This is a genomic window from Marinomonas shanghaiensis (assembly GCF_003259175.1).
Classification (GTDB): Bacteria; Pseudomonadota; Gammaproteobacteria; order Pseudomonadales; family Marinomonadaceae; genus Marinomonas; species Marinomonas shanghaiensis.
Genome location: NZ_QGOK01000005.1, coordinates 230,956 through 256,669, shown reverse-complemented (window position 1 = coordinate 256,669; position 25,714 = coordinate 230,956). Strand labels below are relative to the sequence as shown.

Sequence of the window (25,714 nt, the reverse complement as noted above, 5' to 3'; positions counted from 1 at the left end):
ATAAGAGAGAAAAGCATGGCAACTGGTCTATTAGCATTGCTTGATGACATAACCACACTGCTGGACGATGTCGCGGTTTTTTCCAAAGTGGCGGCGAAAAAAACCGCTGGCGTCTTGGGGGACGATCTTGCATTAAACGCTGAACAAGTGTCGGGCGTGAAAGCCGACCGTGAATTGCCCGTGGTTTGGGCCGTCGCCAAAGGCTCTTTCATAAACAAACTGATTCTCGTGCCGTTGGCACTCGCTATAAGCGCCTTTATCCCTTGGCTAATCCAACCGTTGTTAATGGCAGGCGGTTTGTATCTGTGTTTTGAAGGTGTCGAAAAAGTGCTTCATCTCTTCAAGAACCACCACGACGAAAAAGAGACACTGAGAAACCACCTCAAACAAGCCAACTCAGCCACAGAACTGCTAGCACTAGAAAAAAGCAAAGTAAAAGGCGCGATTCGAACCGACTTTGTATTATCCGCCGAAATCATTGTCATCGCCCTTGGCTCCGTAGCGGGACAAAGTTTGTTGACCCAAACCATGGTCGTCAGCCTAATCGCTTTGGTTGTCACCGTCGGCGTATATTTATTAGTCGGGCTGATTGTGCGCCTTGATGACATTGGCTTGTATTTAACGCAATCAAGCAAAGCCTTGGTTAAACGACTTGGTCTGGTGATATTAAAAGGCGCCCCCATGTTAATCCGACTGCTCTCCATTGTCGGCACCATCGCGATGTTTTTAGTGGGCGGCGGTATTTTCGTTCATGGTTTACCAACCTTGCATCACCTTGCTGATATGGCGATATCCGGTGAAATGGCGCACATTCCGGTACTAACCAGCTTGATCAACACAGGCATCAGCTTATTCGTTGGTTTGATTCTAGGAAGCATTGCCGTTGGTGTGGTGTCACTCTTTAATAAGATAAAAGTGAACAAGAAAGTCATCTAAACACACGACAAGCAAGGGCTTACGCTTGTCGTGCCAATAATACAAAATTCGCTAACTCCGCAAAGCCCAAACCGCCAGGTTGCGTCGTCTGATAACGAGGTCGATGACGCATTATAGGTAAATGCTGAACTATGTTCGCTACCCCCACGCTTAATGGAAAGCGCGCAAACATGCTTTCATCGTTGGGGGCATCCCCCACATACAAGACTTGCTCTTGTTGTTGCGCGTCACTCAGCCCATACACATCACGCAGTACGCGTTGCGCCATAGAAAACTTATCGTAACCTTGCGAGCACACATTAATGTGTATTGAGCTGGCTTTTGCGTTTAGCCCCATGGCAATGAGCGCTGCCAAACACGCATCTTTGTCTGCAACGGCAGGAGGTTTAACGTCTTGCGCATAATCGATCGCCACATCCGTGAGACGGTACGCCTGATCACGCGCCAAACGTAAACGGGGAAATTGCCTTAACACCGACTCAACCTGAGTCAATATGTGAGCTTGCTCGGCACGCATTTCCGATTCATCACGCCAGAAGGAATAGGTCAAATGACGGTCTGCGGTTCTGCCAATAAAACAGGCACCACCTTCCGTAATCACGCCATCAACAGGGAGCGCTCGAGCAATCATATCCGACCACCCAGCACACCCCCCCGTAACGGGAATCACCTTAATCCCTTCGGCTTCCAATTGCGCCAAAGCTTGTAGCGTCGCCACTGGCAACTGACCTTCCCACGTCAGTGTGTCGTCAAAATCCGTTAAAATAAATCGTAGATCTTGGCAGGTACTAGGCTCAAGATCAGTAAGAGAAAGCGCAGAAACCGCAGATATCGACATAATTACCCTAAGAACAGAGTTGAATTTGAACACCATGAGAGGTGAGTAATTGGGTTTGCGAGTCGGTGAGCGCATCACTAAACAACCAATCTATCGCTGCAAACGGTTGTACGCGCGCCATGGCTTTACGGCCCCATTTGTGCTGATCCGCGACCAACAAACAGTGGCGACTTTGCTCAACCAAAACACGACTCACGGCGGCTTCTTCAGGGTCAAAATCCAATATGCCTTGCTCTTCGTCCATGCCACCACAGCCCAAGACGCCATAATCAAAATAATACTGGCGCAGCCCAGACAGGGTCTCTTCGCCCACCAAATCATGGTGACGATGGCGTAATTTGCCCGCTAAAACTCGCACACGAATATCAGGGTAATGTCCCAATATACCCGCCACAGTTAAGTTATTGGTGAAAACCTGTAAATCATGATGAGACACCAAAGCCTTCGCCACATATTCTACCGTGGTGCCAATACCTAAAAACACCGAAGCGCCGTCTGGGATCATCTGAGCGACCTTCGTCGCAATCGCCTCTTTCGCATCGCTGTTCAGAAACTGACGATGATCAAACGGCAAATTTTCCGTACTAGACACAGGCGCAATCCCACCATGAGTACGACGCACAAGATGACGCTCCGCCAACTGATTAATGTCTTTGCGAATGGTCTGAGAAGACACGTTAAAGCGTGTCACCATGTCTTCTACCAGCAAAGTATCTTCTTGCTGTACCCAATTTAAGATCTGGTTTTGTCGCTCATTTAACCCCACACGGCACCCTTATATTATTTCGTCAGCAAAGCAGCGAACTGCGTCGGATCGTCCGTAATGATGGCGTCCATACCCCACTCCCAATGGGCTGTCACTTTTTTTGGATCATTGGCGGTATAACACAACAATTTATAACCCGCGGCTTTTACTGCCCGCGCTTGGGCTTCCGTCAATCGTGAATAATCACAATTCAAACTGTACGCTTCAATACTCTCAAGCTGCGCCTGCCAGTCCTCTGGAATGTCTTCATACAAAGGCGCAAGATGACGCTGCTCATCAATCTCATAACACATGTCTAATGCCGCGAGATTGAAGCTGGAAATCATCAGCTTGTCATTGTCTTGCCAATAATCGCGCAACATCGCCATCACCGCAGGCACAATATTTTCCACATCCGCACTGTCATGCTTAATCTCAAGGTTCAAGCCAAGACCCAACGACTGAATGCATTCCAATGCTTCCAACAGAGTAGGCACTTTTTCGCCCACAAACGCATCAGAAAACCAAGCCCCCGCATCCAATGCCGCCACATCCGTCGGACGAGCTTCACGAGTCACCCCCGACCCATTGGTACAACGATCCAGCGTGTCATCATGGAAAATAACCAATCCCCCTTCGGCGATCAGATACACATCAATTTCCACCCAAGTGGCGCCCGCTTCAGCGGCCGCTCGAATCGACGCCAAGGTATTTTCCGGTGCCAATAACGCCGCACCACGATGACCCATTACCTTTGTTTTCAGAATATCGCGCTTTTCATTTTCCATGCTGCTCTCACAATCGTTGTTGCGTGTTTGCGTCAAATAAATGCCAATGTGATACTGGCGCCCTTAACCACATGAGACTATTAATATCGGGTAAATGCGGGCCAGACAAACGCACTACTAAGGGCTCGCCATGACCGGACTCCGTTTCCAATTTACCGTGAATTAACGTCTCGGCTCCCAAAGATTCTACCGCTTGGATACGCAAAGCGAAATCGGCATTTTGCTCGTCACTGACCTCTAAATGCTCTGGACGAATCCCCCAAACAATACCCCCACGAAACGCATGAGAAAGCGGCAAGGTCAACGCCTCAGAGATTTTAACGCCTTGCTCTGTCAGATTCGCATTGATCAAATTCATCGACGGCGAACCAATAAACGCCGCAACGAATGGCGTGGCCGGTTTATTGTATAAATCCATTGGCGTGCCAATCTGTTCCGCTTTCCCCTTATTCAATACCACCAAACGATCTGCCAAGGTCATGGCTTCCACCTGATCATGGGTCACGTATAAGGTTGTCGTGCCTAACTTGCGTTGCAACTGACGAATCTCGACACGCATCTGCACCCGCAATTTAGCGTCTAGATTAGACAAGGGCTCATCAAACAAAAACACTTTCGGGTCTCGCACCATGGCGCGCCCCATAGCAACACGTTGGCGCTGACCACCAGATAACTGACGCGGTTTGCGTTGCAATAACTCCGTCAACCCTAACATGGTCGCCACATCACTGACCTTTTCGGCAATTTGTGCTTTTGGCATACCACGGTTTTTTAAACCGTAAGCCATGTTGTCGTAGACGGTCATATGCGGATATAAAGCGTAATTCTGAAACACCATGGCGATGTCTCGCTCAGCAGGTTCCTTATCATTCATGCGCTCGCCACGAATGCGCAGCTCGCCCGTAGAAATGCTTTCCAAGCCTGCCACCATACGCAATAAGGTCGATTTACCGCAGCCTGATGGGCCAACCAACACAATAAACTCGCCTTCTTCAATCGATAAATCCACGCTTGGAATCGCGTGATAACCATTCGGGTATGTCTTGCCTACTTTCTCTAAAATAACGTCCGTCATTACTACTTCTCCGAATCCACTAAGCCTTTAACAAACAGCTTCTGCATGCCAATCACCACCGCAACCGGTGGCAACATCGCTAATAAGGTGGTGGCCATAATTTGGTTCCATGCGATATCACCATCGGTCACCGACAACATGCGCTTAATACTCATCACCAAGGTGTAATAAGCGTCGTCTGTGGTGATCAACAAAGGCCATAGATATTGATTCCAACCGTAAATAAACAAGATCACAAACAAGGCCGCAATATTGGTGCGAGACAATGGCAACAAGATGTCAAAAAAGAACCGCCACGGCCCCGCTCCGTCCATTCGCGCCGCTTCTACCAGCTCCCCCGGAACGCTCAGGAAACACTGACGAAACAAAAAAGTTGCCGTTGCACTGGCGATCAATGGCAGGGTTAAACCCGTATAGCTATTGAGCAGATCCAAATTTGCCACCACCTCATACGTCGGCACAATCCGCACTTCAACCGGCAGCATTAAGGTCATGAAAATGATCCAAAAACACAGATTACGAAACGGAAAGCGAAAGAACACAATCGCATAAGCCGACAACAATGAAATGGCAATTTTGCCGAAAGTAATGCCCAGCGCCATAATCAAGGAGTTCAGCATCATAAACCAAACTGGCGTATCCACACCGTTGCCCGCTTTTTCGAACAACACGGTGCCCCATGTTTCTGCGCCAGCATCACCGAACCATAAAGGAATGTGTCCAACACCAAACGCAGACGCCGGATGCGTTGATGCCACCAGTGCCATCCAAACAGGCAAAGCCACCAAAGCAATCCCTATCAATAGCGTGGCATGACTAGCAAAGGTTAACCAAGGTCGATTCTCGATCATGAGTACTGCACCTTACGCTCAATAAAACGAAACTGAATCACCGTCATCAAACCAACAATCGCCATCAGCACAACCGATTGCGCTGCCGATCCCCCCAAATCCAAACCGACAAAACCATCATCAAACACTTTATAAACTAAAGTGGTCGTGCTTTGCCCAGGACCGCCTTTGGTGGTCGCATCAATCACCCCGAAGGTTTCAAAAAAGGCATACACAAGGTTAACAACCAACAAGAAAAAGGTCGTCGGCGACAACAGCGGAAAGACAATGGTCCAAAAGCGCTTAAAGGGACTGGCACCGTCAATCGCCGCCGCTTCAATAAGTGAGCGAGGCACCGCTTGCAAACCTGCTAAGAAAAATAAAAAGTTATAGCTGATTTGCTTCCAAGTAGACGCAATCACCACCAATATCATGGCTTGGTTGCCATCTAAATAATGGTTCCAATTCACCCCTGCCGCTTTCAGCCACAGAGCAATCGGCCCCATGCTGGGGTCAAATAAAATCCACCACAAGACACCCGCTAACGCAGGCGCCACGGCATAAGGCCAAATTAACAAGGTTTGATAGGCCAATTTACCGCGAATAATTCGATCCGCCATCACCGCTAACAACAGCGCCAACGACATCCCCACAATGGCCACCGAAAAACTGAACACCAAGGTGGTTAACATGGACTGGTAATACAAGGGATCCGTAAACAAATCGGCAAAATTCTCCAAGCCAATAAATTCACGACTCAGACCAAACGCGTCTTCTTGGTAAAACGCTTGCTCCAGCGCCTGCTCAGCAGGCCAGAGAAAGAAAATCGCCGTCACCAACAACTGTGGCAGCAGCAACAGCCAAGGCAGGACTTTTTGAGGGAAAGTAACCGTCATCAGACAATCCAAACAAAAGAAAGCAACCAGTAAAAAAACAAACCACTGCAGCAATAAAAAGTGCCCTTATGCAAAAACACAAGGGCACGGCTTTTATTTAATTATTCGCCTTTTCAAAACGGCGAAGTTGCGCATTGCCACGTTCAACGGCCGTATTGAGTGCTGTTTGCGCGTCAACATTACCACTCCACACAGACTCTAACGCTTCGTCGATAATGCCACGGATTTGTACAAAGTTACCCAAACGCAAGCCTTTGGTATTCTCCGTAGGCGTGCCCGTTGTCATTTGCATGACACCCGTTTCGGTACCTGGGTTCGCCGCGTAGAAGCCTTGTTCTTTGGTTAACTCATAGGCCGCTTTAGTAATAGGCAAGTATCCCGAAAACTGGTGCCAATCCGCTTGCACAGAGGCTTTGGATAGATAGCTTAGGAAAGACGCCACGCCTTTGTATTCCTCTTTAGAGTGACCTTGCAGTACCCACAAAGACGCACCACCGATAATAGTATTAGAAGGTTGTTCTACCTTGCCTTCCCAGTAAGGCAGCTCAGTCACACCGAAGTCAAAAGTCGCGTTGCGTTTAATACCGGCAAACCCAGCAGAAGACTCCGTAAACATGGCACATTCTTGGCTGTAGAACTTCGCAGCACCGTCATTGGTACGACCCGAGTAGCTAAAAATGCCATTCTTTTGCCATTCACCCATTTTGGAAATGTGCGCCACTTGCAACGGGCCATTGAATGTAAGCTCGGTTTTCACCCCACCAAAACCGTTTTCCAAGGTGGCAAATGGCACATTATGACGCGCACTTAAGTTTTCTAATTGCACCCACGATTGCCACGCCGTAGTAAAACCACAGGTGACCCCAGACGCTAACAGTTTTTTCGACACGCTTTCAACGTCTTGCCAAGTTTTAGGCGCTTGATCGATGCCCGCTTTTTTGAACAAATCTTTGTTGTAATACAAAACAGGCGTTGAGCTGTTGAAAGGCATAGAAAGCATCTGCCCCTCACTGTTTGAATAATACCCAGTCACAGCGCTTAGATAGGCACTTTCGTCAAAGGCTTGGCCAGAATCTTTCATCAACTGATACACTGGATAGATCGCGCCTTGGGCCGCCATCATACTGGCCGTACCCACTTCAAATACTTGCACAATGGCAGGCTGTTGCTTAGCGCGGAACGCCGCAATCGCCGACGTCATGGTTTCCGTGTAGTTGCCCTTATAAACTGGCTTAACCTCGTAGTCGCTCTGAGAGTCATTGAAGGCCTTCGCCATTTCATCAACCTTCTCACCATTCGCACCACCCATCGCGTGCCACCACTCGATTTGTGTCGCCGCAAAGCCCGAACTCGCCATAGACAACCCAACCACTACCGACGCCAACTTCAAATTATGCATTTCCGTGTTCCTCACAATGAGTTTTTATTAGAAAAGAAAGAACCACTATAGAAAGAAAATATTTCACTTTGATGATAGTAAGGTTTCATTTGAAATACAATTGCCATTCAAATGAAACTTAAACTGAAAAATAGAGGACGCAGTTCGGGCATTCGTTGTGAAATCACTAACAAAGTGGTTAAGAAAGCGGATAAGGTGTGGGACGAATACTCTGTCAGTGAGCTGGATGACATGATGTTGGAAAGGTCGCTATGCTCATATGCTACATCTACGTCCCACAGCTTCGGTTAAATTTAGTAGTTTCGTCAATTTTAGCCTTACTTCTATAGCAAATCGGAATGGGTGACGTGGAATTTAACCGAGTTAATGTAGAACAGATCAGCGGCTTAATTGGCTTGTGAAAAATACAGATTATAAACAAAACTGGCGCCACAGACTTTGTTGTTGATAAATTGACAATACAAGCATTTCACAGTCTCGCATAATGCGTTCGACGAGGTGATCAAGGCTTTGCTGGGGTTTGCCAGTAACCTGAAAAACGCATATAGCGGTTTTTTATAGCTTTAATCTTTTTTCATGACTTTAAGCTTTATATACTTATATGCCGAAAAAATAGACAAAAAAACAAGGCTTAAAAAAAGAGATATAAATATTCCAGTAATTGGGTAAAACGTTCTGCCCGTATCTCGAACAATTTTCTGGTTGATCACGTTTAATTCGTGCGTATATTCATTTGTCTCGAACATACCATTTGCATTAAGGTCATAGGTAGATGCAAAAAAATCCAACATTCCGTCGTATGAAAACGTGAGAGAAACCGAGACAATATATACACATGCTGCGACGGCAAATACTCTGAGAAAAAAGTGATCCCACGAGCGCATACGATAGCTAAGAACAAAGGCCAACAATATCGTTCCATAGCCTATGATCCTAGGTCCAAATTCAACCAGAAACATCATATTTTAGTTATCTTCCTTATAGCCGGGATTAGAGAAATCCATTGTCCATGTATATGGATTGTAATCATAAGGTATCCCAAACTCAAATTCTACCCCAAGCCACCTAGATATAAAAACTTTTGGGGTGATAATAATCAGTTTACCCTAAATATTACAACCACCATACCAATAGCCTTTACTGATTTTTATCGTTATGTACTTTTCTTTTTCTTCTTTTAAATAAACTTATCAAAAATGTAGCTGCAATTGATGAACTAACCCCAAAAATAAACGATAAAGTTGTACCACTTAATTCTTCAGTAATTGTTCTATGATTAGCTTGATCCATAACATTCTTAATTCTAAGTAGCTCTTGATTATTTAACTGTTGTGCTTTATCAAGATTCATTCTAAGTTTTTTGAATTTCTCAGCATCTCCTTCGAATAAATTTTGTATATCACTCCATGATTCATGTTGTGCTTTAAGTTCGATACTAACTTGGCTTAACAAATAAGTTGTTTTTTTTGTAATATCTTTTATTTCTCCTAAGGTATAGGTATCGATATTTTTTGACATTGCTTCTAGTTCATCAATATGGCTATTCAGTTTTTGGAAGCTCAAAGGAGTTCTTGTAACGGTAATAAGATCGGCACGATCAACATTCTCGCTATTCAAAGTGAGATATACAACTCTACCGCCAAGCACTAAACTTAGTGTAAAAAACAAATTTAAAATATATCTGACCCGCCATTCAAACAATTCGTGCTTCCTTATTTATTATAAAAATATATTGAATTTTCCGATCTACCTCCCAAATAAATCAATATCCTTAATATCTGAAAAGCTAATAAATAAAAATGAAAACAAATCATCCAAAATATGACAACAATTTTTCAAACGCTTCTTCTATTGTAGTGTATTCATCTTTCCTATCTCGTGTTTTTATAACCCATTTAAAACAGTCTTCATTATAACTATAAAATAGATTAAACAAAGGCGTTTTTAAGCTTTCCATTTTTAAAGCTTTTATACATTCTCAAACCTTGTTCGTCGCACATTACAGTTTTATCTTCGCTTTCAATTTTATTAAAGGTATATCGTTTTTTAAGCATTTCTTTTCGTATTTCAGCTTCAACATCTTTTGATGTAAACTCTATTGACTCTGGTTCATAAATATACGGTATTTCGATACTTGGTTTAGGAGATTCAGAAAGACTAGGAGAACTGTCTACGATGTTTTTAGCATCAATAATTATATCGAGCTCTTCTTCAATAAAGACAAATGGATTGATGAATTTGCCGTCATAACGAATATTAGACGTAATTGAGCCAACAGAAAAAGTGCGAGTCGTATTTCTTTGTAGGCAATGCACCTGAAAGGTTAAAACGCCTTTCTCGCTTATTAAAAGCTTATGGAGTATTAGCGTTCGAGATGACGAGATACCTTTGGTGTTCAAGTAGTCGAAAGGAATTTCTTTAACACCGCTCCAAACCTCCCCTTTATCTTTTTTACTGCTATCTGAGGTTGTCATTCTAGATTTGGTTTTCGGTTGTTTTTCTTCCTTTTTAATTGTTGATTTAATATACGGCGACGTGTCTGCACCTATGTATCCAGTGTCTTCTTTGGGCTTTACCCATTCCCCTTGTCGTTTTTTAAGCGTTAACGCCCTTTTAAAACACAATACTGAAAAGATCAAAAGACCCAAGATAACAATGATTACTGTACCGCCTTCCATGCCTATACCTCTTAGTTCTTTCCTATACATTATCTTTACAAATGTTTCGTTTGTCATTCTTTGAAAACATTTATTGACTATTTACTGACAAATAGCGGATTGTCTTGCTAGTCTGGGAGGCAGGTCATTGAGGGAACGAGCATGCAAAGGAAAAGCAGGTCTGACATTCGCTGTGAGATCGCTGACAAGGCGATTAAAGAAGAGAACTACATTGGCATCGCTCGGTGGAATTGGCCATCAGGCGCTATAAGGCGTGTGGAGATCACTCTGCAAGTGAACTGGATGACTTGATTGATATCGTTCGTCGTAAGATCGATGATGAAGAAAAGCTGCAGGCACAAATAGAGCTAGAACAGTATAGGAACTTGTGAAGGTGATATTTTTTGATAATTTTTCATCAGACCTAACTGGTAGTTGCGGATTGCTTGAAGCCACCTTGCATTGATAGAAATCGAACTTAATTTTTCTTCTTGCCATTTGATGTCCCTATTAATTTTCTTTGTGATCAAAACAGACCTTAAGATATTTGATACCATTTGAGAACAATTTATTGACTTAAACCTGATAAATACGGTTAAGATTGGCAAACAACTTCAGATGCGACTAGGTGGCTTGATGCAGATCAAGCAAGCTTAAATAGATGGAATCAGCAACATTCCAAAAGTTCTTTACCTAGATCGAAAAATCAATAGAAAAAGAAAAGGACTCTCTAAATGAAAAACATCCTTCATATCTCAGATATTCACTTAAGTAATGAAACAGGAAAAGGGTGTGAGAGTACTCTTTTAGAAAAAAGCATATCTTCTATGATAGATGACATTAGAGGATTAGAAATCACGATTGATACAGTAATAATTACTGGAGACATAACATATTCAAGTAAAAAAGAAGAATATGATCTAGCTAAGAAAATCATAATAGATAAAATAAAAAACGAATTTAAATTACAAATCAATAATTTTTTTATTATCCCTGGAAACCACGACATATCAAGAAATAACCTTTCATTTTTAGAAGAAACATTTAGAGACAAATATAACAAAGAAGAAATTGAGAAATTCTCAGATGAAATAAATAACAGCCACCAAGTTTGGAAACGAATTGAAAACTACAACTCTTTCTTTGAAGAAATATTTGACACTAAAGATTTTCAAAAATATGGAAAACTTTTTAATGTAAGAAACTCAGGTGATTTAGAAATAATATCTCTTAACTCCGCATGGCTATCACAAAACAAGAAAGATAATGGAAATCTAAGAATCTCATCTATTTTAAAAAAAGCAATAGAATTCTGCAATCCAAAGAAGAAAAAGATACTCTTAGCACATCATCCAATAGATTGGTTGAGTAATGATGAGAAAACGGAAGTTTCAAGCATGATAGAAAAAAATATATCTGCCTTCTTATATGGCCATATGCACGAATTTCAACAGACTGTAACATTAAGTTTTTCTGAGGATATAACATTAAAATTGCAAGCAGCCACAATTGATTACTCTAATAAAAATTGCGGCTATTCAATAATAAAATTAGAAAAGCAAAACAGCTTTGATAATGGTGATGTTATTTACAGGAAATATATAGAACCTAACTATTCTGAATGGGGAACCCACAAAAATCCTGATGGAAAGTATAAATTTAGCATTGATGAAAACACAATATTTGACATAAATAAATTTTCAATAAAGTCAAAAGAAATTAAAGATGAAGAAAATATAGATCACATTTCGAATCTCGGAAATATAGAAAAGAAGAAGTTCGAAGATATCTTCATAGAGCCGAACTTCACTAGAAATAATGAATTCACTGAAAATACAAATATAATTGAAATTAAGTCTCTTTCAGAGTTAAAGAACATTAAAAATGTAAACTATATTTTCGGAAGAGAAAGAATAGGAAAGACTGCAATTCTAAAATATTTATGGATAAACGATTTAGATCGGCAATCAAACTCAATAATAGACAAAATATCATTTTATATAGACGCAAAAACCATAAGTAATGCAAGTGAAGGGAAAATATTAAGCTCACTATTGGTACCATATGAGTCAAGAGATTTGGGAACATCCTTCGACTCAAAACTAAAATCAACTATAAAATCAGGTAACGGTATATTTTATATTGATAATTATGACAAAGCAGACAAAAAAACAAAAAACTCAATATTGAAGTTTATAAATAACAACATCGAAAATACATTCTTAATTTCTTGTGGCGATTCATTTTCAACAGAAATAATGCAGCAAACAAACATTGAAACTAAAAAAATATATAGTATAGCAACGTTAGACTCTATTAAAAGAAGCGATATCAGGAAGATAATTTTATGCAGGCCAAACATATTATCAATCACGTCAGAAAATGAAATATATAAAGACCTACTTAAAGTAGTTGACAGTTCTTACCTATCACACAATTACTTTGTTTATTCTATTCTTTTATCTATTTATGAAAAGAAAAACAGTTTAGTAGGCATACTAAGTGAATCAGATATAATAGAAAACTACATCGAAATCCTATTATCAAAACACGACATGGATAGCTCTACTTCCAAACCAAAGTACAATGACCTTAAACATTTATGCTCTCAGATATCTGCAAAAATGTTGGAAGAAGGAAAGTCACAACTAGATCAAGAAGAATTATACCAAACGTTAATTGATTTCAATAAACAAACCTTCAATAGTTATGAACTACAAAACTACTTAGACCCTCTTTTAATTAGTGAAATATTAACTAAAGACATAAACAACTCATATCAATTCAGCAATGAATGCTTTTTAGATTATTTCCTTGCTTTTAATATAAAAGGGGATAAAAAAAATAAAAAAATTGTTTTCTCAAAAACAAATCATATAAAACTAGGAAAAACAATCGAATACTACACATCTCAAAACCCTTCAAGTACAGAAACCATAGATTTTATGAGGAATGAGATATTAGAAAGAAAAAATAGAATAAACTCGTTATCTTTAATAAAATTTGGAACAGAAATTGATAAAATAAATCTCGAAAAAATTGAAACAATTTCATTTTTAGATATCGCACCAGAAATAGAAGATTTTAAAGAGTCGATTGCAAATTTCAAAGCAAATAGAGATGAAGACGATCTTATTGAAGATGAACTCTCACCTCTACAACATGAAAGACAACAGAAAGGAAAAATACAATCTAGAGATAACTCTGATGACTCTGATGACTCTGGTGACTCCAATGGAAGTTTAGTAAACATGATTTCAGAGTTTAGAAATGAAATAGTATTGATGTCTAAAGTTTTCAGAAACAGTGATTTAATAATGAATAGATTAGCTGTAATTGAATACTTTAATTTTATAATGGACGGTTATGTATTTCTAACTAAATGTCAAATTTCTATATGTGATGAAAAAATAATATATCCTTTAATGCTTCCAGAATTAGAAAATAACAACTCATTTAAAGATTTACCTGATAGTAAGAAGGAAGAGCTTTATCTAAGGTTCAAAGCATTCCTATCTATATTAAGGGCAACCATACCAAATCTTGTAGCAGACCTAATGTCTGATAGCTTATCTACAAAAAAAGTAAGATTTAAAAACATAATACTAGAAAAGAAAAAATCAATTATAGAAAATAAAACTAAAGAACTTTACAGAAACGATGAGGAAGAGTTTTTGAATTATTTATTGATTCTGGATAATGATAAAAACAATCTCATAAGCAACATAAAATCAACTCCAAACTTAAAAACAAAGTTATTAAACGATGCAATATGGCTAAAACTCACTCATATTTTATTAAGTAGCTATGATTTAACCGCATCAGAAACAGATATCCTAAAGCACAAAATACAAACAATGGCGTCTAAGGGTTCATCCCTACCAAACGATAGAAAAATGCTAAAAGCTCTACAATCCAAATAATTCCTCCCCCCCCCTAAGAGCTGAACGCAGAAGCACACATTGAAATGAACTTTCTGTCAGTAAGCTCTTCTATATAAAGCGTTTCGTTTGTCATTATTTGAAAACATTGTTATTGGCTTCTTTTTCTGACCATCCTATCGCTTAAGGGTGTTGGCAAAATCCAACATTAGAGTTTGGAGGCTCTAGAAGTACGAGGACGCACATCACCGCCGCGTCGCGGTTTTTTTGTGCCATAATGCTTGCGTTATGGTGGTTGTGCGTGGGGAGGCTTCGGCCTGCCAGCTCCTCGTAACTGGTTTTCCACCCCCGCGCGCAGCCACCACCCATGTGTGGAAACATGAGTAGTGGTTTAAATTCTTACGAGGAGTTAAACCAATGAATAACGCTATTGTTCGTTCACAGCACCACCACGCCTTTTTGTCGTCTATCGGCACCTTTTCCGCTTCACCCTCTCCAAAAGTCAGCACGGGGCGTATCGTTGCGGTAAACCTGCACGATGAAAAATCCTTATTGGTTCGCTTAGCCAATGGCACGACATTTCACTTAGGCGGTTTATCCGACCGACAAACACAGCAACTTCCCAATTTAATGACGGATATCATCCACTCCCCTGTTTGGTTCCATTACCAGGTCAACGAGATGGGACAAGTGATCCATGCCCGATTTAAAACCCTGTTAATACAAGGTGATAGCCGCCAGCGCCCTAGCCATATCGTGTCTAATAATGGATTTAACAACGTGCAAGGAGTACAGCATGGGTAATTCAAAAAATAATGCGATTGATGTGGGCGACGTGGATTTTGACCGCGTTAATCTGGACATGACCACCTCTGATGAAATAAAGCGCCAAATGCACCACATGTCGTTTGGAATAGATGCGTTGGATGAGCTGGGGATGATGGCGGCCCACGCCATTAAAGACGATATAGGCGTCACAGGTGAACAGATTGGTAGCTTATTGAAGTGTGTGGAATACAGCTTATTGACGACTCAAAGGAAGATCATCGCGGCGTTAGATAAAAACGATAAAGAACGCCATTAACTAGCAAACACATCGCGCTGCAGAGCCTGCCTTTCTTCGATTGGCAAGCTTTTTATTAGGGCGATGGCAATTTGTACGGTAGTTTGTCTTGGTGGGTTTAGATCATGGGAATGGCTAAGCTTGTAAACAAAGCTGGCACCACAGTCTTTGGTGTTGGTACATTGGCAATACAGGTCTTTCACTGTCTCACACAGTACGTTCGACGACGTGATCAGGGCTTTGCTGTGACAGTGTGGACAAATGACTCGCATGGCTAACTCCCCTAAGTTTTGGATATTTTAGCAAAAGTATGGAGTTATAGTAACTTTCACTTAAAAGTGCTTTTCCCATAAAGGGAAATAATTGTATTAATGTTAACATATTTCCCATAATGGGAAGCATAAGGAAATAAAGAAGAGGCTACATGAGAGTCATTAGTAAGAAAGCACTACGAGAGTTCTGGGAGCGGAAAGAATACCAAGACTCTGAACAGCCTTTAAAAGCATGGCATGACGAGGCCAAGCACGCGGATTGGAAGACGCCTCACGATGTTAAGTCACAGTATCAGAATGCCAGCATCCTAAAAAATGGCAAAGCTGTCTTTAACATCCATGGGAATAAATACCGCCTAGCGGTAGAGATTGATTACACGTATTCGCTCTGTTTTGTACTTTTTGTAGGCACTCATGAGCAATATGACAAAGTGGATATGGATTCACTTTAAGGAGAAAAACGATGAACATTAAACCAATTAAAAATGACGATGATCTAACTTCTGCCGTACGCCGCATACGTAGCCTTCGTGGTGTTCAACCAAATACACCTGAAGGTGACGAGATAGAGATACTCGCGACATTGGTGGAAGCTTATGAAGAAAAATATCACGCTATCGAAGCGCCAGATCCTATTGAAGCAATTAAATTTCGCATGGATCAAATGGGACTTAAAGATGCTGATCTAACGGAATTTGTCGGCCAACGTAGCCGTGTAAGTGAAGTTTTGAATAAAAAAAGAGCCCTCAGTCTTAAAATGATTCGTAACCTTAATAAAGGGCTCAACATTCCTCTCGACGCACTTGTGAAAGATTACCCACTAGAGAGAGAAGCGGTTTAACCTCGACTTTATAAGGATTGTTTAAATGGATTTACCCTTAACTACCGATGCGGCCACTGTAGCGAGTGGCCTACAAACTTCTGATATTACCGCCATTGCGACTGTTGTCGTGGCTGTTTGCGCTTTATTTATTACCATCTGGCAGGCTTGGTTTACTAAAAAGCAATCCATAATAATGATTAAACCATTTATAAATTTCAGAGTTTGGGGTCAGATCAAAAACCAATCTATCAGGGGGCAGTGTTATGCATGCCCTTCAAATCCTCAGTGCAATCAAGTAAATATGCAAATCTAGTTTCTTGATCTGACCCCAACACTCCTAGCTAACGAACCGACACACTGCAGAAGCTAGCTTTCTTAGGCTAAGGAGCGTTTTACTAATGCTTCTTGTTTGATTTTAGAGGCGATTTTTTGAGTCTTTTGACTAAGGATTCAAACTCTTGGTATAGCGTAGGATGTTGCACGGTTTTTCGCATTTCAATGACAAAAGGCTCAAACTCCACCCAATCACGAACCACCATGTTGTATCGCATCCTCTTATACAATCTAAAATCAAAAGCCTCTTCTTTAATACCAGTTGCTATGAACTCATAGTTATTAAGTACGGTAAGAATAGCCTTTCTTTGATCAGAATTTTTGTACTCTTGATCCGAATACTTGGTAATACTTTTGGCGCGAAGGAGCGGATTGACTATGTCATTGGCGGCTTTAAGGTCGTTATCATTTTTTTGATGCAACACTAAATCAACCGTAGCACGTCTACGGTTGATAACGGTGTTTCTACGAATTGAGTATAATGCCGCAAGGGCGGTTGCCGCTAGAATGCAGGTATCTACATCAATCTGGCTTAGATAGGTTTGTAGTAAGGTTAGTTCCATTAACACTCCGCATTAGGGAAGCGTTATCGGTCTTCCCATCCATCTTTAATAAACATAATGTTCTCCCCGTTTTTGGTTTACATGGCCTAAATTGCAAGTAAACCTTGAACAGATACTATTAGATAAAAAGCAAGATTTCAATGTTAGTAGATGAAAACTTAACCAGCTAATCGAGTTGGGTGCGAGTTTGGGGGCAGATCAAAAACTAATCGGCTCGGGTGTGTCGCGTTCTATTTGCCCACAAAGACAGCTCGAATAAGCACTTTCAGATGAGTTGGGGATTTTAAAATGCTCAATGACGAATACGTCAGAATGCAAAAATGAAGAGTAAGCATTCGGGAAAAGTTGGGAATATTACAATGGTGCCCAGAGACGGAATCGAACCGCCGACACGAGGATTTTCAATCCTCTGCTCTACCGACTGAGCTATCTGGGCAAACAAGAAGAGTTCGGTTTTTATGAATAAGAAACCGATTTAACCAAAAAAAAGCCTGCTAAAAATAGCAGGCTTTCTCTTAATCATGGTGCCCAGAGACGGAATCGAACCGCCGACACGAGGATTTTCAATCCTCTGCTCTACCGACTGAGCTATCTGGGCAAGTGGGGCGTATTATAGAGAAACCTTTTTACGGGTCAATAGTTTTTTTGAAAAAAAATTAAAAACTTAGTTTCTTGCGTTGGTCTGGTATTATCTTCCTATATCAAGGAGATAAACCTATGCTGCATATTGTACTTTACCAACCTGAAATTCCACCCAATACGGGCAATGTGATTCGATTGTGTGCCAACACCGGCTTTCATTTGCATCTGATCGAACCTCTTGGCTTTGACCTAGACGACAAGAAGCTACGCCGAGCAGGTTTAGACTATCATGAGTTCACGCGCCTAAAACGCTACCCAGACTTTCAGGCGTTTGTTGATCAAAACGAGATAGGCACTGTCTACGCGTTAACAACGAAGGGCAGCCGTACGCACAGTGAAGCTTGCTTTGCTGAAAACGATGTTTTGGTCTTTGGCCCTGAAACACGCGGTTTGCCAGCCGAGTTTATTGAAGCGTTACCGCCTGCCCAACGTTTGCGTTTGCCGATGCAAGCGAACTCTCGCAGTTTGAACCTTTCTAATACTGTCGCGGTGATGGTGTATGAATCTTGGCGTCAGCTGGGTTATGCAATGCCAGCCGCCAGCGAATAACCCAAAGAGGCACAATGAATTCTCTTGCGCTGCTTTTAAAGAAAAAGAACAGTCGTCGCCAATTTCGTAAAAAAGTGCATTTGCACGAAGCGGGCGATTTAAAAAAGCGTTTTTTGTTTTTGGCGGGGGTCATTGCGTTACACAGTATCGCGATGATTTTTTTTGAAGATTTGGATTGGTGGCAAGCTTTCTGGCTGACCATGACGTCTGCCAGCACAACGGGTTACGGTGATATCTCGGCCGTGACCTTTTGGGGCCAGTTCTCTACCATTGTGCTTATTTACGGGATGGGCATTACCCTACTCGCCCAAATCGCCAGTGACTATGTTGAAATCCGGCTAATGCGCAAAGAGATGCGTATTAAAGGCCGTGTAAAGTGGGATGACATGCAAAACCATATACTTATCATCAATACCCCTAAATACGATGCAGAACGCTATCTGGGGCTTCTGATCAATCAAATAAGCCTCACCCCAGAACTTGAAGATATTCCAATACAAATATTGACTACGGCCTTTCCAGAGGGCTTGCCAATCGAGCTTAGGTCTCACGGCGTGGTTCACCATACAGGCGATGCGCTGGAAGATGGCATGCTGGAGTCCGCAGGCGCTCACAAGGCGAAATACATCATAGTACTTTGCAAAGATACGCAAGACAGCGATTCAGACAGTCTTACCTTTGATGCGCTGCATCGTATTAAGGCGTTGCAGTCACCAGCTTTTATCATGACCGAAGCGATTAATGACTCGAATCGTCCTCGCTTCAAAGCAGCAGGCGCAAAAGCCGTAATTCGCCCCGTTCGCGCTTACCCTGAAATGTTGGTACGTTCATTGATTGCGCCTGGTACAGAGCAAGTATTGGAAGATTTGTTCCGACACCAAGGGGATCATACAATTCGCCTTAATGTGCATTTGAGCGGTGTCACTTGGGCTGAGGTGGTCACCACGCTCATCCAAAAAGACATTGGTACAGCATTGGGCTATGTGCGTAAAAACGGTGATATTGTTACGCACCCACAAACCTTCGCTACGATAGAAGCCGAAGGCTTGATTATTCTGATCAATGACGATCAGGTGATCCCTTCGCTAGAAGAGATCGGCCAGTACTTTAAGGCGTAAATCAAGGTTGGGCTTAGGCTGATTTATCTTGCAGTTTAAGCCCAATGATCTCAATTTGGTTGCCATCCATTTGGCGAATGGTTAGGCGAATATTACCAAAGCGCACCCTATCCCCCACCACCAGATGTTTACCTAATTGACGCTGTAGCAGTTCCGCCGCGGTGTCTTCTGGAGCAATGCCCTCTAGCGGCACACCGTAGACTTTTGCGAGGTCGATCAGAGGCGCATCCCCACGAATGGCAAACTCACCGAAGAAGTTCTGCAGTAAGAAAGAGCCAGACGCTTGCTGAGAAAAAATCTGCGCGACATCGTTCACATCTTCTGGATGCAACAGCATCCAAATTCTATCACCTAGCTGCAAGACGGTATCCGCGTTCACCACGATGGGTTTTTGATCACGAACAAGCGATACCAACTGCGGTGTAGACACGGTTGCACTGGGTACGTTTTGCACAATCGAAGCCGGAATACGCACTTTTTCCGTCTGCACTAAAAACTCGTACAATTCTAATGAGTGGTGCGAATCGGCATCATTGATCAAGGAGAAGCGCGTCGTTGGCGCAGGCGCAGGCGGCACCACCACTTTTAACCAACGAGCAACCAATGGCACAGTCGATCCCTGCAGCAACAAGGAGATCAGCACCACAGTGAAGGTGATTTCAAACAGTAATTCTGAGTTAGACAGCCCAGCAATAATCGGATAAAGCGCCAATACAATAGGCACCGCACCACGCAATCCGACCCAGCTGATATAGAAGCGTTCTGACCAACGGAAATCAAACGGCAATAAACACGTCATCACCGCCAAAGGACGTGCCACAAAAATCAAAAATGCCGCAATGGTGATCGCCTGCCACCCATGGCTCAATAAACTAGACGGCGTAACCAACAAACCAAGCAATAAGAACATGCCCGCTTGTGCCAACCACGCCAAACCATCCATGACCTGAGAAATAGAATCTAGCTGTTTAATGCGACCGTTACCGACCGTTAAGCCCACCAAATAAACGGCAAGAAAACCACTGCCGCCGATCATGTTTGCACCGGAAAAAATTGCCAAACCAAAGGATATAATCAACAGCGCGTACAAACCTTCTATTAAGGGCACACGGCGTAATATCATTAAAAGCAGCTTGCCACCCAGTAGACCTAACACGCCACCAATGGCAAATTGTTGGATCATTTGACCCAGAAAAGAGAGCACACTTAATTGGTCAGAACTTTGCAGCAACCCCGTGAGCATCACCACCAGCAGAATCGCCATCGGATCGTTGGCACCGGATTCTATTTCCAATGTGCCACCCACACGCTCATTTAGCTTTACACCGCTGTTGCGCAATAAGCTAAACACTGCGGCGGCATCGGTCGAGCCGACCGTTGCCCCAAGCAATAAACCGTAAATCAGTTTTACATCCAGCAGCCACGCCGCAAAGACGCCTACCGTGGCGGTAGTAAAAACCACGCCTAATGTGGCAAGGGATAAGGATGGCCATAGGGCCACACGAAAGGTGCTGGTCTTGGTTTGCATACCGCCATCCAGAAGAATGACAGCGAGGGCAAGGTTGCCCACAAAAAAGGCGAGGCTTGGGTTGTCAAAGTCCAGTTGGCCAATTCCCTCTTCACCTGCCAACATCCCCATTCCGAGAAAAACAAGCAACAAAGGTAAGCCAACGCGTACCGTAAAAGAGCTGGCCAGAATACTGACTAGCAACAATATTCCGGCTAAAAATATAAAACTATTTGTGTCGATAGCGGCAACACCCTATTGGTTATAGCTGACCTGTGAGCACTAGGTATTTCTCCATTAGCTGCTCTTCCGTTTCTTTGTGATTAGGGTCCAAAGGAATACAGTCAACAGGACACACTTGCTGACATTGAGGCTCATCAAAATGGCCTACGCACTCTGTGCATTTGGATGGGTCAATCACATAGATCTCATCTCCCTGAGAAATCGCTTCGTTCGGGCACTCAGGTTCACACACATCACAGTTGATGCATTCATCGGTAATGATAAGAGACATTCTTCTCTCCTAAAACCGCTGCGATAATGGCACAGGCGCTAAGCAGCAGAACTAAATAAAACAGACGTTAAATCGTTTGGTAGTGTTCTTGCAGAACACGTTTTACTTCTGGATTTACAAACTGACCAAAATCGCCATTTAAAGACGCAATTTCTCGAACCAAGGTCGAAGAAATATAAGAATGCTTTTCGGAAGGTGTCAAAAAGATACTTTCCACATCCGGGGCAATCGCACGGTTCATATTGGCTAATTGAAATTCATATTCAAAATCTGACACAGCACGTAGGCCACGAATCACCACTTTGCCATTTACGGAACGCGTAAACTCGGTCAGTAGGTTATCAAACCCGACCACTTCCACATTAGGCAAATGCCCCAATACTTTTTTCGCCAATGAAATACGCAATTCATGGGACAGTGCTGGGCGCTTTTTGGGGCTCGCAGCAACCGCTACGATAACCTTGTTAAATAGCTTTGATGCGCGTTCAACCAAATCCGTATGGCCGTTTGTAATAGGGTCAAATGTCCCCGGATAAACCGCAATCGTACTCATAGCTTTCATCCAAAAAATTAATAAGGGAGAAGAAAGCGGGCAGCTGACGTTTTTTTGTCCGCTCAAATTCCCGTTTAGGGGTCGCATCATATAGGAATACGCCCCTGTTCTCAATTCACCGAATAATATCCAGTATTTTTATTGTCTCAAACTCAATACTACCAACCAAATTAAATACTATATGGCGCTAGCACTTGCTTCAAAAACGAGATCGCCAAAAAGATAAAAATAGGCGACAAATCTAACCCACCCAAGGTCGGAATCACGCGCTGACAAGCACGGTATAAAGGCGCCGTAATTTGCCCAACAAGCAACGCACCTGGGTGATTCGCTGTCGGTGCTACCCAACTGAGAATTACCGAAATAAGCATGGCCCAAAAATACAAATCCAACAAATGGTATAACGTGCCCGCTAAGGTAAAAATAGCATAACTGACTGGTGAAATCGCCACACCATTAATCAGTACCACCAAGAAGACCGTCAGCAACTGCACGCCTAATGCCAACACCAAAGAGGCCGTATCCAAACGCCCAATAGCCGGAACCACCTTACGTAAAGGCAGGACAATTGGGCTCGTCGCTTTTACAATGCCTTGGCTAATCGGATTGTAAAAATCCGCACGGGTCAACTGAAGTACCAAACGCAACAATACAATAAATAAGTAAAGGTTACAGATAACCTTCACGAGCATAACAAATGGATCCGAGTACATCTTCTATAGTCCTTAATTGGGTTTCTTCACAGAAAAGTTTTGTGCCATTTCTTTAGACCGGTTAACGCAAGCTGTCATCGCATCGGCCACAATTTTATCGATATCAGATGCCTCAAAAGATAACAAGGCCTGCTCTGTCGTGCCTTTTGGCGAGGTGATGTTCTGACGTAACTGAGCAATAGGCTCGTCCAGTTCTATCACCATGCGCGCGGCACCTAACATGGTTCGACTGGCCAACTCACGGCTGGTTTTTTCATCCATGCCTTGCTGCTGCGCATTTTTGATCATGGCTTCAATAAAGCGGAAAAAATACGCTGGAGCACTGCCCGATAAACTGGTCACCGTGTGCATGTGCGCTTCGTTTTCGACCCAAACTGAGTGACCAATGCTGGAAAACAACTCACTCACCCAATTTTTTTGGTCAGCGTTTGTATGAGCATTCGCAATCAATCCGGTCATACCAGCACCAATTTGTGACGGTGTGTTTGGCATACTGCGCACAACCGCAACTGGCTTACCTAGCCAATGCCCCAATGACGCGAGTTCAATGCCCGCAGCCACAGAGACAAACAATTGATCATCACGCACAGAGGCGGAAAAGGCTTCAATCACATCTTGCATTTGCGCAGGCTTCACACACAACACAACAACATCCGCTTGACTCACAGCCGCATCATTATCTTCCAACATGGCAATACCATACTGCTGGTGATAGTAATCACGTTTTTCTGCGGTTCGAGAAGTGCCGATAATTTTTTCGGCAGGATAGCCACTTGCTAACATGCCACTAAAAATCGATCTTGCCATGTTTCCCACGCCGATAAAGGCGATATTTGGTGTCATTTTATACCTACTCTGTTCATCATTTAAGCAGACCATCGCCTGTTTATTTAAAATACACACGGGTGCCATTTACGCTTTCGCGGAATAATCGCGCTCACCAAAAATAGCGGTTCCTACACGCACCATGGTACTACCCGATTCAATCGCTGCGGCTAAGTCGCCTGACATGCCAATCGACAAGGTGTCTATCATGCTATCGGATTTTGATAAATCAACAAAAGCCTCGACCAATGGCGCGTATACGGCACATTGCGCCGCATGGCTTTCTTGCGGTGCTGGAATGGCCATCAGACCTCGAAGGCGTAAATTTGGCAAAGTCTTTATCAAAGCAACCATACCATCTACGTCTGACAACGCGATGCCAGCTTTGCTTTCTTCGCCACTAATATTGACCTGAATACACACATTCAAGGGCGGTAACCCTTCAATGCGTTGTTCACTCAAACGGCGAGCAATTTTCTCACGGTCAATGGAATGCACCCAATGCATGGTTTCAGCAATAAGACGTGATTTATTGGACTGAATCGGACCAATAAAGTGCCATTCTATATCCGTTAAATGCGATAAAGCATGGTATTTCTCCACGGCTTCCTGCACATAGTTTTCACCAAATGCTCTTTGTCCTGCTTCATAAGCCGCCGATAAGGCAGACAGAGGCTTCGTCTTACTGACGGCCAATAAGCGTACGCTGCCTTGCGGCCTACGGGACTGCTGGACGAGCTGATCAATTTGCTCTGTCACTTGCGCTAAATTTGCTTTGATGTCTGCCACTTCAGGGCTTTCGACTTTCATCGACATATCGGATTATGCTCCTTACTCTCACCTTTAATAGGCTCAGTTTTTGTCTGCACTCATCAGCCCAAATACACTGAACAACCGTCAAAATCTTCTTAGAGAAAGCATGATATCATTATTTTAAGAGACAGATAAAAGTGACATGACGACGTCATTGAGTCTTACAAGGTATAAAAACCTGCGCTGGACTCATAGCATTCTCCGTGGAACTCGAGTCGATATCCGGTGACATTTTTCAATGAATGCGCGGCAAACGAAGCCGCCTGATAGAGCGACTCCAATGACGAATGCTCAGGGTAAAAAGCAATACCAATAGACAAGCCACCCCGAATCAGGCGATTTTTTGAAAAAGCAGGAGCACTTAACGATTTTAACAGTTTCGTCGCCACCACTTCTGCGTCTTCTAGGTGCTGAATACGGATCCCCATCACCAGTTCATGCTCATCGTAGTGAGCAATAAGGTCATTGTCACGCACAGTATCACGCATCACATCCGCTAAGACTTTTAATTCAGCTTCATTCACGTTAGAGCAAGGGCGCAATAGAATAGACAACAAAGCCGCACGCTGAAAATGGCGACGAGAGTCTTTAAGCACAATACCAAAGCTGTTTTCGAAACTATAACGACGCAACAATCCGGTAGAGGGATCTTGATGGCTGTCCTCCAGTAACAGATGATCGGCTTTTTCTCGTTCGAACACGGCACTTAACCAAGCTTCATAAGCGTCTAGCGCCAGTACCATTAGCTCATGTTCCAAACGATTTTTCTCTCGCTGAAACGCCAACATGAGATAAATAGAACCTTGTTCGTCCGATACGCTCACCATAGACACATCAGTAAAGCCATGCTCATGCAAAAAAGACTGCCAATGCTTCCAACCAGACACGGTTTGAATATCAACATCATGACGTTTAGGACAAGAAGGGCTAGCGGCAAAAGTAATTAAGGCTTGAGGAATACTCATCAGTTGACCGTTCAAATTCAGCAAACGCTCACTGATCGAATCGCTGTATTGTAAACGCCACTGTAAACAGTCCTTGTCGCAAACCATAAAAAGACAATACGCATTAGGCAACTGAGATTGCAGTTTATGCTTAAAACAATTCAATAAAGAATTTAACAGCGCCCCTTTTGCAAGTAGCTGCAGCATTTGTGGCATGTCACTGTATAATTTTTTTACAAAATCTCGCTCTTTTTCAAGAAAGGCCACACGCGACTGTAATGTCTGCTGTTCCTTGAACAATGAGTTTGAAGAATCGATAGACATAAAATACTAAAGCCAAAATAATCCGTGATTCAAACTAGATTAACGGCCTAATATTAAAAGTAAAGGAATAGTAAGACCAAGTAAGCGAAAAACCCTACTTAGCCTTACTTATT

29 protein-coding genes and 2 tRNA genes are annotated in these 25,714 nt (G+C 42.6%); 11 read left to right on the top strand and 20 right to left on the bottom strand.

Annotation, left to right across the window (positions count from 1 at the left end; translation table 11 throughout):
- Positions 1-15 precede the first annotated feature (15 nt).
- On the top strand, positions 16-936 hold the full coding sequence (locus DKT73_RS04950; protein ID WP_111637462.1) for a DUF808 domain-containing protein: 921 nt from the start codon (positions 16-18) through the stop codon (positions 934-936).
- A 19-nt stretch (positions 937-955) separates the two neighbouring features.
- Here the strand turns inward: DKT73_RS04950 and DKT73_RS04945 are convergent, their stop codons facing one another.
- From DKT73_RS04945 to ugpB, 7 genes are all read right to left on the bottom strand, one after another.
- On the bottom strand, positions 956-1,774 hold the full coding sequence (locus DKT73_RS04945) for an HAD family hydrolase (protein WP_111637461.1): 819 nt from the start codon (positions 1,772-1,774) through the stop codon (positions 956-958).
- 7 nt (positions 1,775-1,781) lie between these two features.
- Complete coding sequence (locus DKT73_RS04940) at positions 1,782-2,540, bottom strand: DeoR/GlpR family DNA-binding transcription regulator (RefSeq protein WP_111637460.1); 759 nt, start codon at positions 2,538-2,540, stop codon at positions 1,782-1,784.
- Between the two features lie 14 nt (positions 2,541-2,554).
- Complete coding sequence (locus DKT73_RS04935) at positions 2,555-3,307, bottom strand: glycerophosphoryl diester phosphodiesterase (protein WP_111637459.1); 753 nt, start codon at positions 3,305-3,307, stop codon at positions 2,555-2,557.
- 7 nt (positions 3,308-3,314) lie between these two features.
- The gene (locus tag DKT73_RS04930; protein ID WP_111637458.1) at positions 3,315-4,382 is read right to left on the bottom strand and encodes a sn-glycerol-3-phosphate import ATP-binding protein UgpC; all 1,068 of its coding nucleotides are present in this window, start codon (positions 4,380-4,382) and stop codon (positions 3,315-3,317) included.
- A 2-nt stretch (positions 4,383-4,384) separates the two neighbouring features.
- Positions 4,385-5,233, bottom strand: a complete 849-nt coding sequence (ugpE, locus tag DKT73_RS04925) for a sn-glycerol-3-phosphate ABC transporter permease UgpE (protein WP_111637457.1) — start codon at positions 5,231-5,233, stop codon at positions 4,385-4,387.
- Positions 5,230-6,108, bottom strand: a complete 879-nt coding sequence (ugpA, locus tag DKT73_RS04920) for a sn-glycerol-3-phosphate ABC transporter permease UgpA (RefSeq protein ID WP_111637456.1) — start codon at positions 6,106-6,108, stop codon at positions 5,230-5,232. The genes ugpE and ugpA overlap by 4 nt, the downstream gene beginning before the upstream one ends.
- Before the next feature lie 97 nt (positions 6,109-6,205).
- Positions 6,206-7,507 (bottom strand): sn-glycerol-3-phosphate ABC transporter substrate-binding protein UgpB, encoded by a 1,302-nt coding sequence (gene ugpB, locus DKT73_RS04915; protein ID WP_111637455.1) that lies wholly within the window; start codon positions 7,505-7,507, stop codon positions 6,206-6,208.
- A gap of 111 nt (positions 7,508-7,618) precedes the next feature.
- Between ugpB and DKT73_RS20140 the strand changes: the two genes are divergently transcribed.
- Positions 7,619-7,798, top strand: coding sequence for a hypothetical protein (locus DKT73_RS20140; protein WP_198666544.1), 180 nt, complete (start codon positions 7,619-7,621; stop codon positions 7,796-7,798).
- 846 nt (positions 7,799-8,644) lie between these two features.
- Here DKT73_RS20140 and DKT73_RS04905 read toward each other — a convergent pair.
- Together DKT73_RS04905 and DKT73_RS04900 are read right to left on the bottom strand one after the other, a co-directional pair.
- On the bottom strand, positions 8,645-9,208 hold the full coding sequence (locus DKT73_RS04905) for a hypothetical protein (RefSeq protein WP_111637453.1): 564 nt from the start codon (positions 9,206-9,208) through the stop codon (positions 8,645-8,647).
- Between the two features lie 227 nt (positions 9,209-9,435).
- Positions 9,436-10,185 (bottom strand): hypothetical protein, encoded by a 750-nt coding sequence (locus DKT73_RS04900; RefSeq protein WP_111637452.1) that lies wholly within the window; start codon positions 10,183-10,185, stop codon positions 9,436-9,438.
- Positions 10,186-10,409: 224 nt separating this feature from the next.
- Here DKT73_RS04900 and DKT73_RS20020 point away from each other — a divergent pair, with 224 nt between their 5' ends.
- The 4 genes from DKT73_RS20020 (at position 10,410) to DKT73_RS04885 (ending at position 15,129) form a co-directional block, all read left to right on the top strand.
- A complete protein-coding gene (locus DKT73_RS20020) occupies positions 10,410-10,556 on the top strand; it encodes a hypothetical protein (protein ID WP_157959154.1) in 147 nt (48 codons plus the stop codon).
- Between the two features lie 342 nt (positions 10,557-10,898).
- Positions 10,899-14,087 carry a metallophosphoesterase gene (locus tag DKT73_RS04895; RefSeq protein ID WP_111637451.1) on the top strand — a complete coding sequence of 1,063 codons (3,189 nt, stop codon included), beginning with the start codon at positions 10,899-10,901 and terminating at the stop codon, positions 14,085-14,087.
- Between the two features lie 375 nt (positions 14,088-14,462).
- Complete coding sequence (locus tag DKT73_RS04890) at positions 14,463-14,849, top strand: hypothetical protein (RefSeq protein ID WP_111637450.1); 387 nt, start codon at positions 14,463-14,465, stop codon at positions 14,847-14,849.
- The gene (locus tag DKT73_RS04885; RefSeq protein ID WP_111637449.1) at positions 14,842-15,129 is read left to right on the top strand and encodes a hypothetical protein; all 288 of its coding nucleotides are present in this window, start codon (positions 14,842-14,844) and stop codon (positions 15,127-15,129) included. The genes DKT73_RS04890 and DKT73_RS04885 overlap by 8 nt, the downstream gene beginning before the upstream one ends.
- Here DKT73_RS04885 and DKT73_RS04880 read toward each other — a convergent pair.
- Positions 15,126-15,380 carry an ogr/Delta-like zinc finger family protein gene (locus DKT73_RS04880; RefSeq protein WP_111637448.1) on the bottom strand — a complete coding sequence of 85 codons (255 nt, stop codon included), beginning with the start codon at positions 15,378-15,380 and terminating at the stop codon, positions 15,126-15,128. The two genes, DKT73_RS04885 and DKT73_RS04880, sit on opposite strands and share 4 nt — an antisense overlap.
- A gap of 152 nt (positions 15,381-15,532) precedes the next feature.
- Between DKT73_RS04880 and DKT73_RS04875 the strand changes: the two genes are divergently transcribed.
- Genes DKT73_RS04875 through DKT73_RS04865 form a run of 3 tightly spaced genes read left to right on the top strand, consistent with a single transcriptional unit; the run spans position 15,533 to position 16,516 of the window.
- Positions 15,533-15,832, top strand: coding sequence for a type II toxin-antitoxin system HigB family toxin (locus DKT73_RS04875; protein ID WP_111637447.1), 300 nt, complete (start codon positions 15,533-15,535; stop codon positions 15,830-15,832).
- An 11-nt stretch (positions 15,833-15,843) separates the two neighbouring features.
- On the top strand, positions 15,844-16,221 hold the full coding sequence (locus tag DKT73_RS04870; RefSeq protein WP_111637446.1) for a helix-turn-helix domain-containing protein: 378 nt from the start codon (positions 15,844-15,846) through the stop codon (positions 16,219-16,221).
- A 25-nt stretch (positions 16,222-16,246) separates the two neighbouring features.
- A complete protein-coding gene (locus DKT73_RS04865; protein WP_111637445.1) occupies positions 16,247-16,516 on the top strand; it encodes a hypothetical protein in 270 nt (89 codons plus the stop codon).
- A gap of 82 nt (positions 16,517-16,598) precedes the next feature.
- Here DKT73_RS04865 and DKT73_RS04860 read toward each other — a convergent pair whose 3' ends face one another.
- The 3 genes from DKT73_RS04860 to DKT73_RS04850 form a co-directional block, all read right to left on the bottom strand.
- A complete protein-coding gene (locus DKT73_RS04860) occupies positions 16,599-17,099 on the bottom strand; it encodes a DUF4760 domain-containing protein (RefSeq protein ID WP_111637444.1) in 501 nt (166 codons plus the stop codon).
- A 360-nt stretch (positions 17,100-17,459) separates the two neighbouring features.
- A tRNA-Phe gene (locus DKT73_RS04855) sits at positions 17,460-17,535 on the bottom strand.
- 86 nt (positions 17,536-17,621) lie between these two features.
- Positions 17,622-17,697, bottom strand: a tRNA-Phe gene (locus DKT73_RS04850).
- A gap of 119 nt (positions 17,698-17,816) precedes the next feature.
- Between DKT73_RS04850 and trmL the strand changes: the two genes are divergently transcribed.
- Together trmL and DKT73_RS04840 are read left to right on the top strand one after the other, a co-directional pair.
- Positions 17,817-18,290, top strand: a complete 474-nt coding sequence (trmL, locus tag DKT73_RS04845) for a tRNA (uridine(34)/cytosine(34)/5-carboxymethylaminomethyluridine(34)-2'-O)-methyltransferase TrmL (protein WP_111637443.1) — start codon at positions 17,817-17,819, stop codon at positions 18,288-18,290.
- Positions 18,291-18,304: 14 nt separating this feature from the next.
- The gene (locus DKT73_RS04840; protein ID WP_111637442.1) at positions 18,305-19,408 is read left to right on the top strand and encodes an ion channel; all 1,104 of its coding nucleotides are present in this window, start codon (positions 18,305-18,307) and stop codon (positions 19,406-19,408) included.
- Between the two features lie 13 nt (positions 19,409-19,421).
- Here DKT73_RS04840 and DKT73_RS04835 read toward each other — a convergent pair whose 3' ends face one another.
- The 7 genes from DKT73_RS04835 to DKT73_RS04805 all read right to left on the bottom strand — a co-directional run bounded on the left by DKT73_RS04835 (position 19,422) and on the right by DKT73_RS04805 (position 25,601).
- On the bottom strand, positions 19,422-21,158 hold the full coding sequence (locus tag DKT73_RS04835; protein ID WP_111637441.1) for a potassium/proton antiporter: 1,737 nt from the start codon (positions 21,156-21,158) through the stop codon (positions 19,422-19,424).
- Positions 21,159-21,177: 19 nt separating this feature from the next.
- Positions 21,178-21,429 (bottom strand): YfhL family 4Fe-4S dicluster ferredoxin, encoded by a 252-nt coding sequence (locus tag DKT73_RS04830; RefSeq protein WP_111608331.1) that lies wholly within the window; start codon positions 21,427-21,429, stop codon positions 21,178-21,180.
- A 67-nt stretch (positions 21,430-21,496) separates the two neighbouring features.
- The gene (gene coaD / locus DKT73_RS04825) at positions 21,497-21,982 is read right to left on the bottom strand and encodes a pantetheine-phosphate adenylyltransferase (protein ID WP_111637440.1); all 486 of its coding nucleotides are present in this window, start codon (positions 21,980-21,982) and stop codon (positions 21,497-21,499) included.
- Positions 21,983-22,152: 170 nt separating this feature from the next.
- Positions 22,153-22,695 (bottom strand): YggT family protein, encoded by a 543-nt coding sequence (locus DKT73_RS04820; protein WP_111637439.1) that lies wholly within the window; start codon positions 22,693-22,695, stop codon positions 22,153-22,155.
- A 12-nt stretch (positions 22,696-22,707) separates the two neighbouring features.
- Positions 22,708-23,538 (bottom strand): pyrroline-5-carboxylate reductase, encoded by an 831-nt coding sequence (proC, locus tag DKT73_RS04815; protein ID WP_111637634.1) that lies wholly within the window; start codon positions 23,536-23,538, stop codon positions 22,708-22,710.
- A 69-nt stretch (positions 23,539-23,607) separates the two neighbouring features.
- On the bottom strand, positions 23,608-24,336 hold the full coding sequence (locus tag DKT73_RS04810) for a YggS family pyridoxal phosphate-dependent enzyme (protein WP_269814500.1): 729 nt from the start codon (positions 24,334-24,336) through the stop codon (positions 23,608-23,610).
- Between the two features lie 158 nt (positions 24,337-24,494).
- The gene (locus tag DKT73_RS04805) at positions 24,495-25,601 is read right to left on the bottom strand and encodes a GGDEF domain-containing protein (protein WP_198666542.1); all 1,107 of its coding nucleotides are present in this window, start codon (positions 25,599-25,601) and stop codon (positions 24,495-24,497) included.
- Positions 25,602-25,714 lie beyond the last annotated feature (113 nt).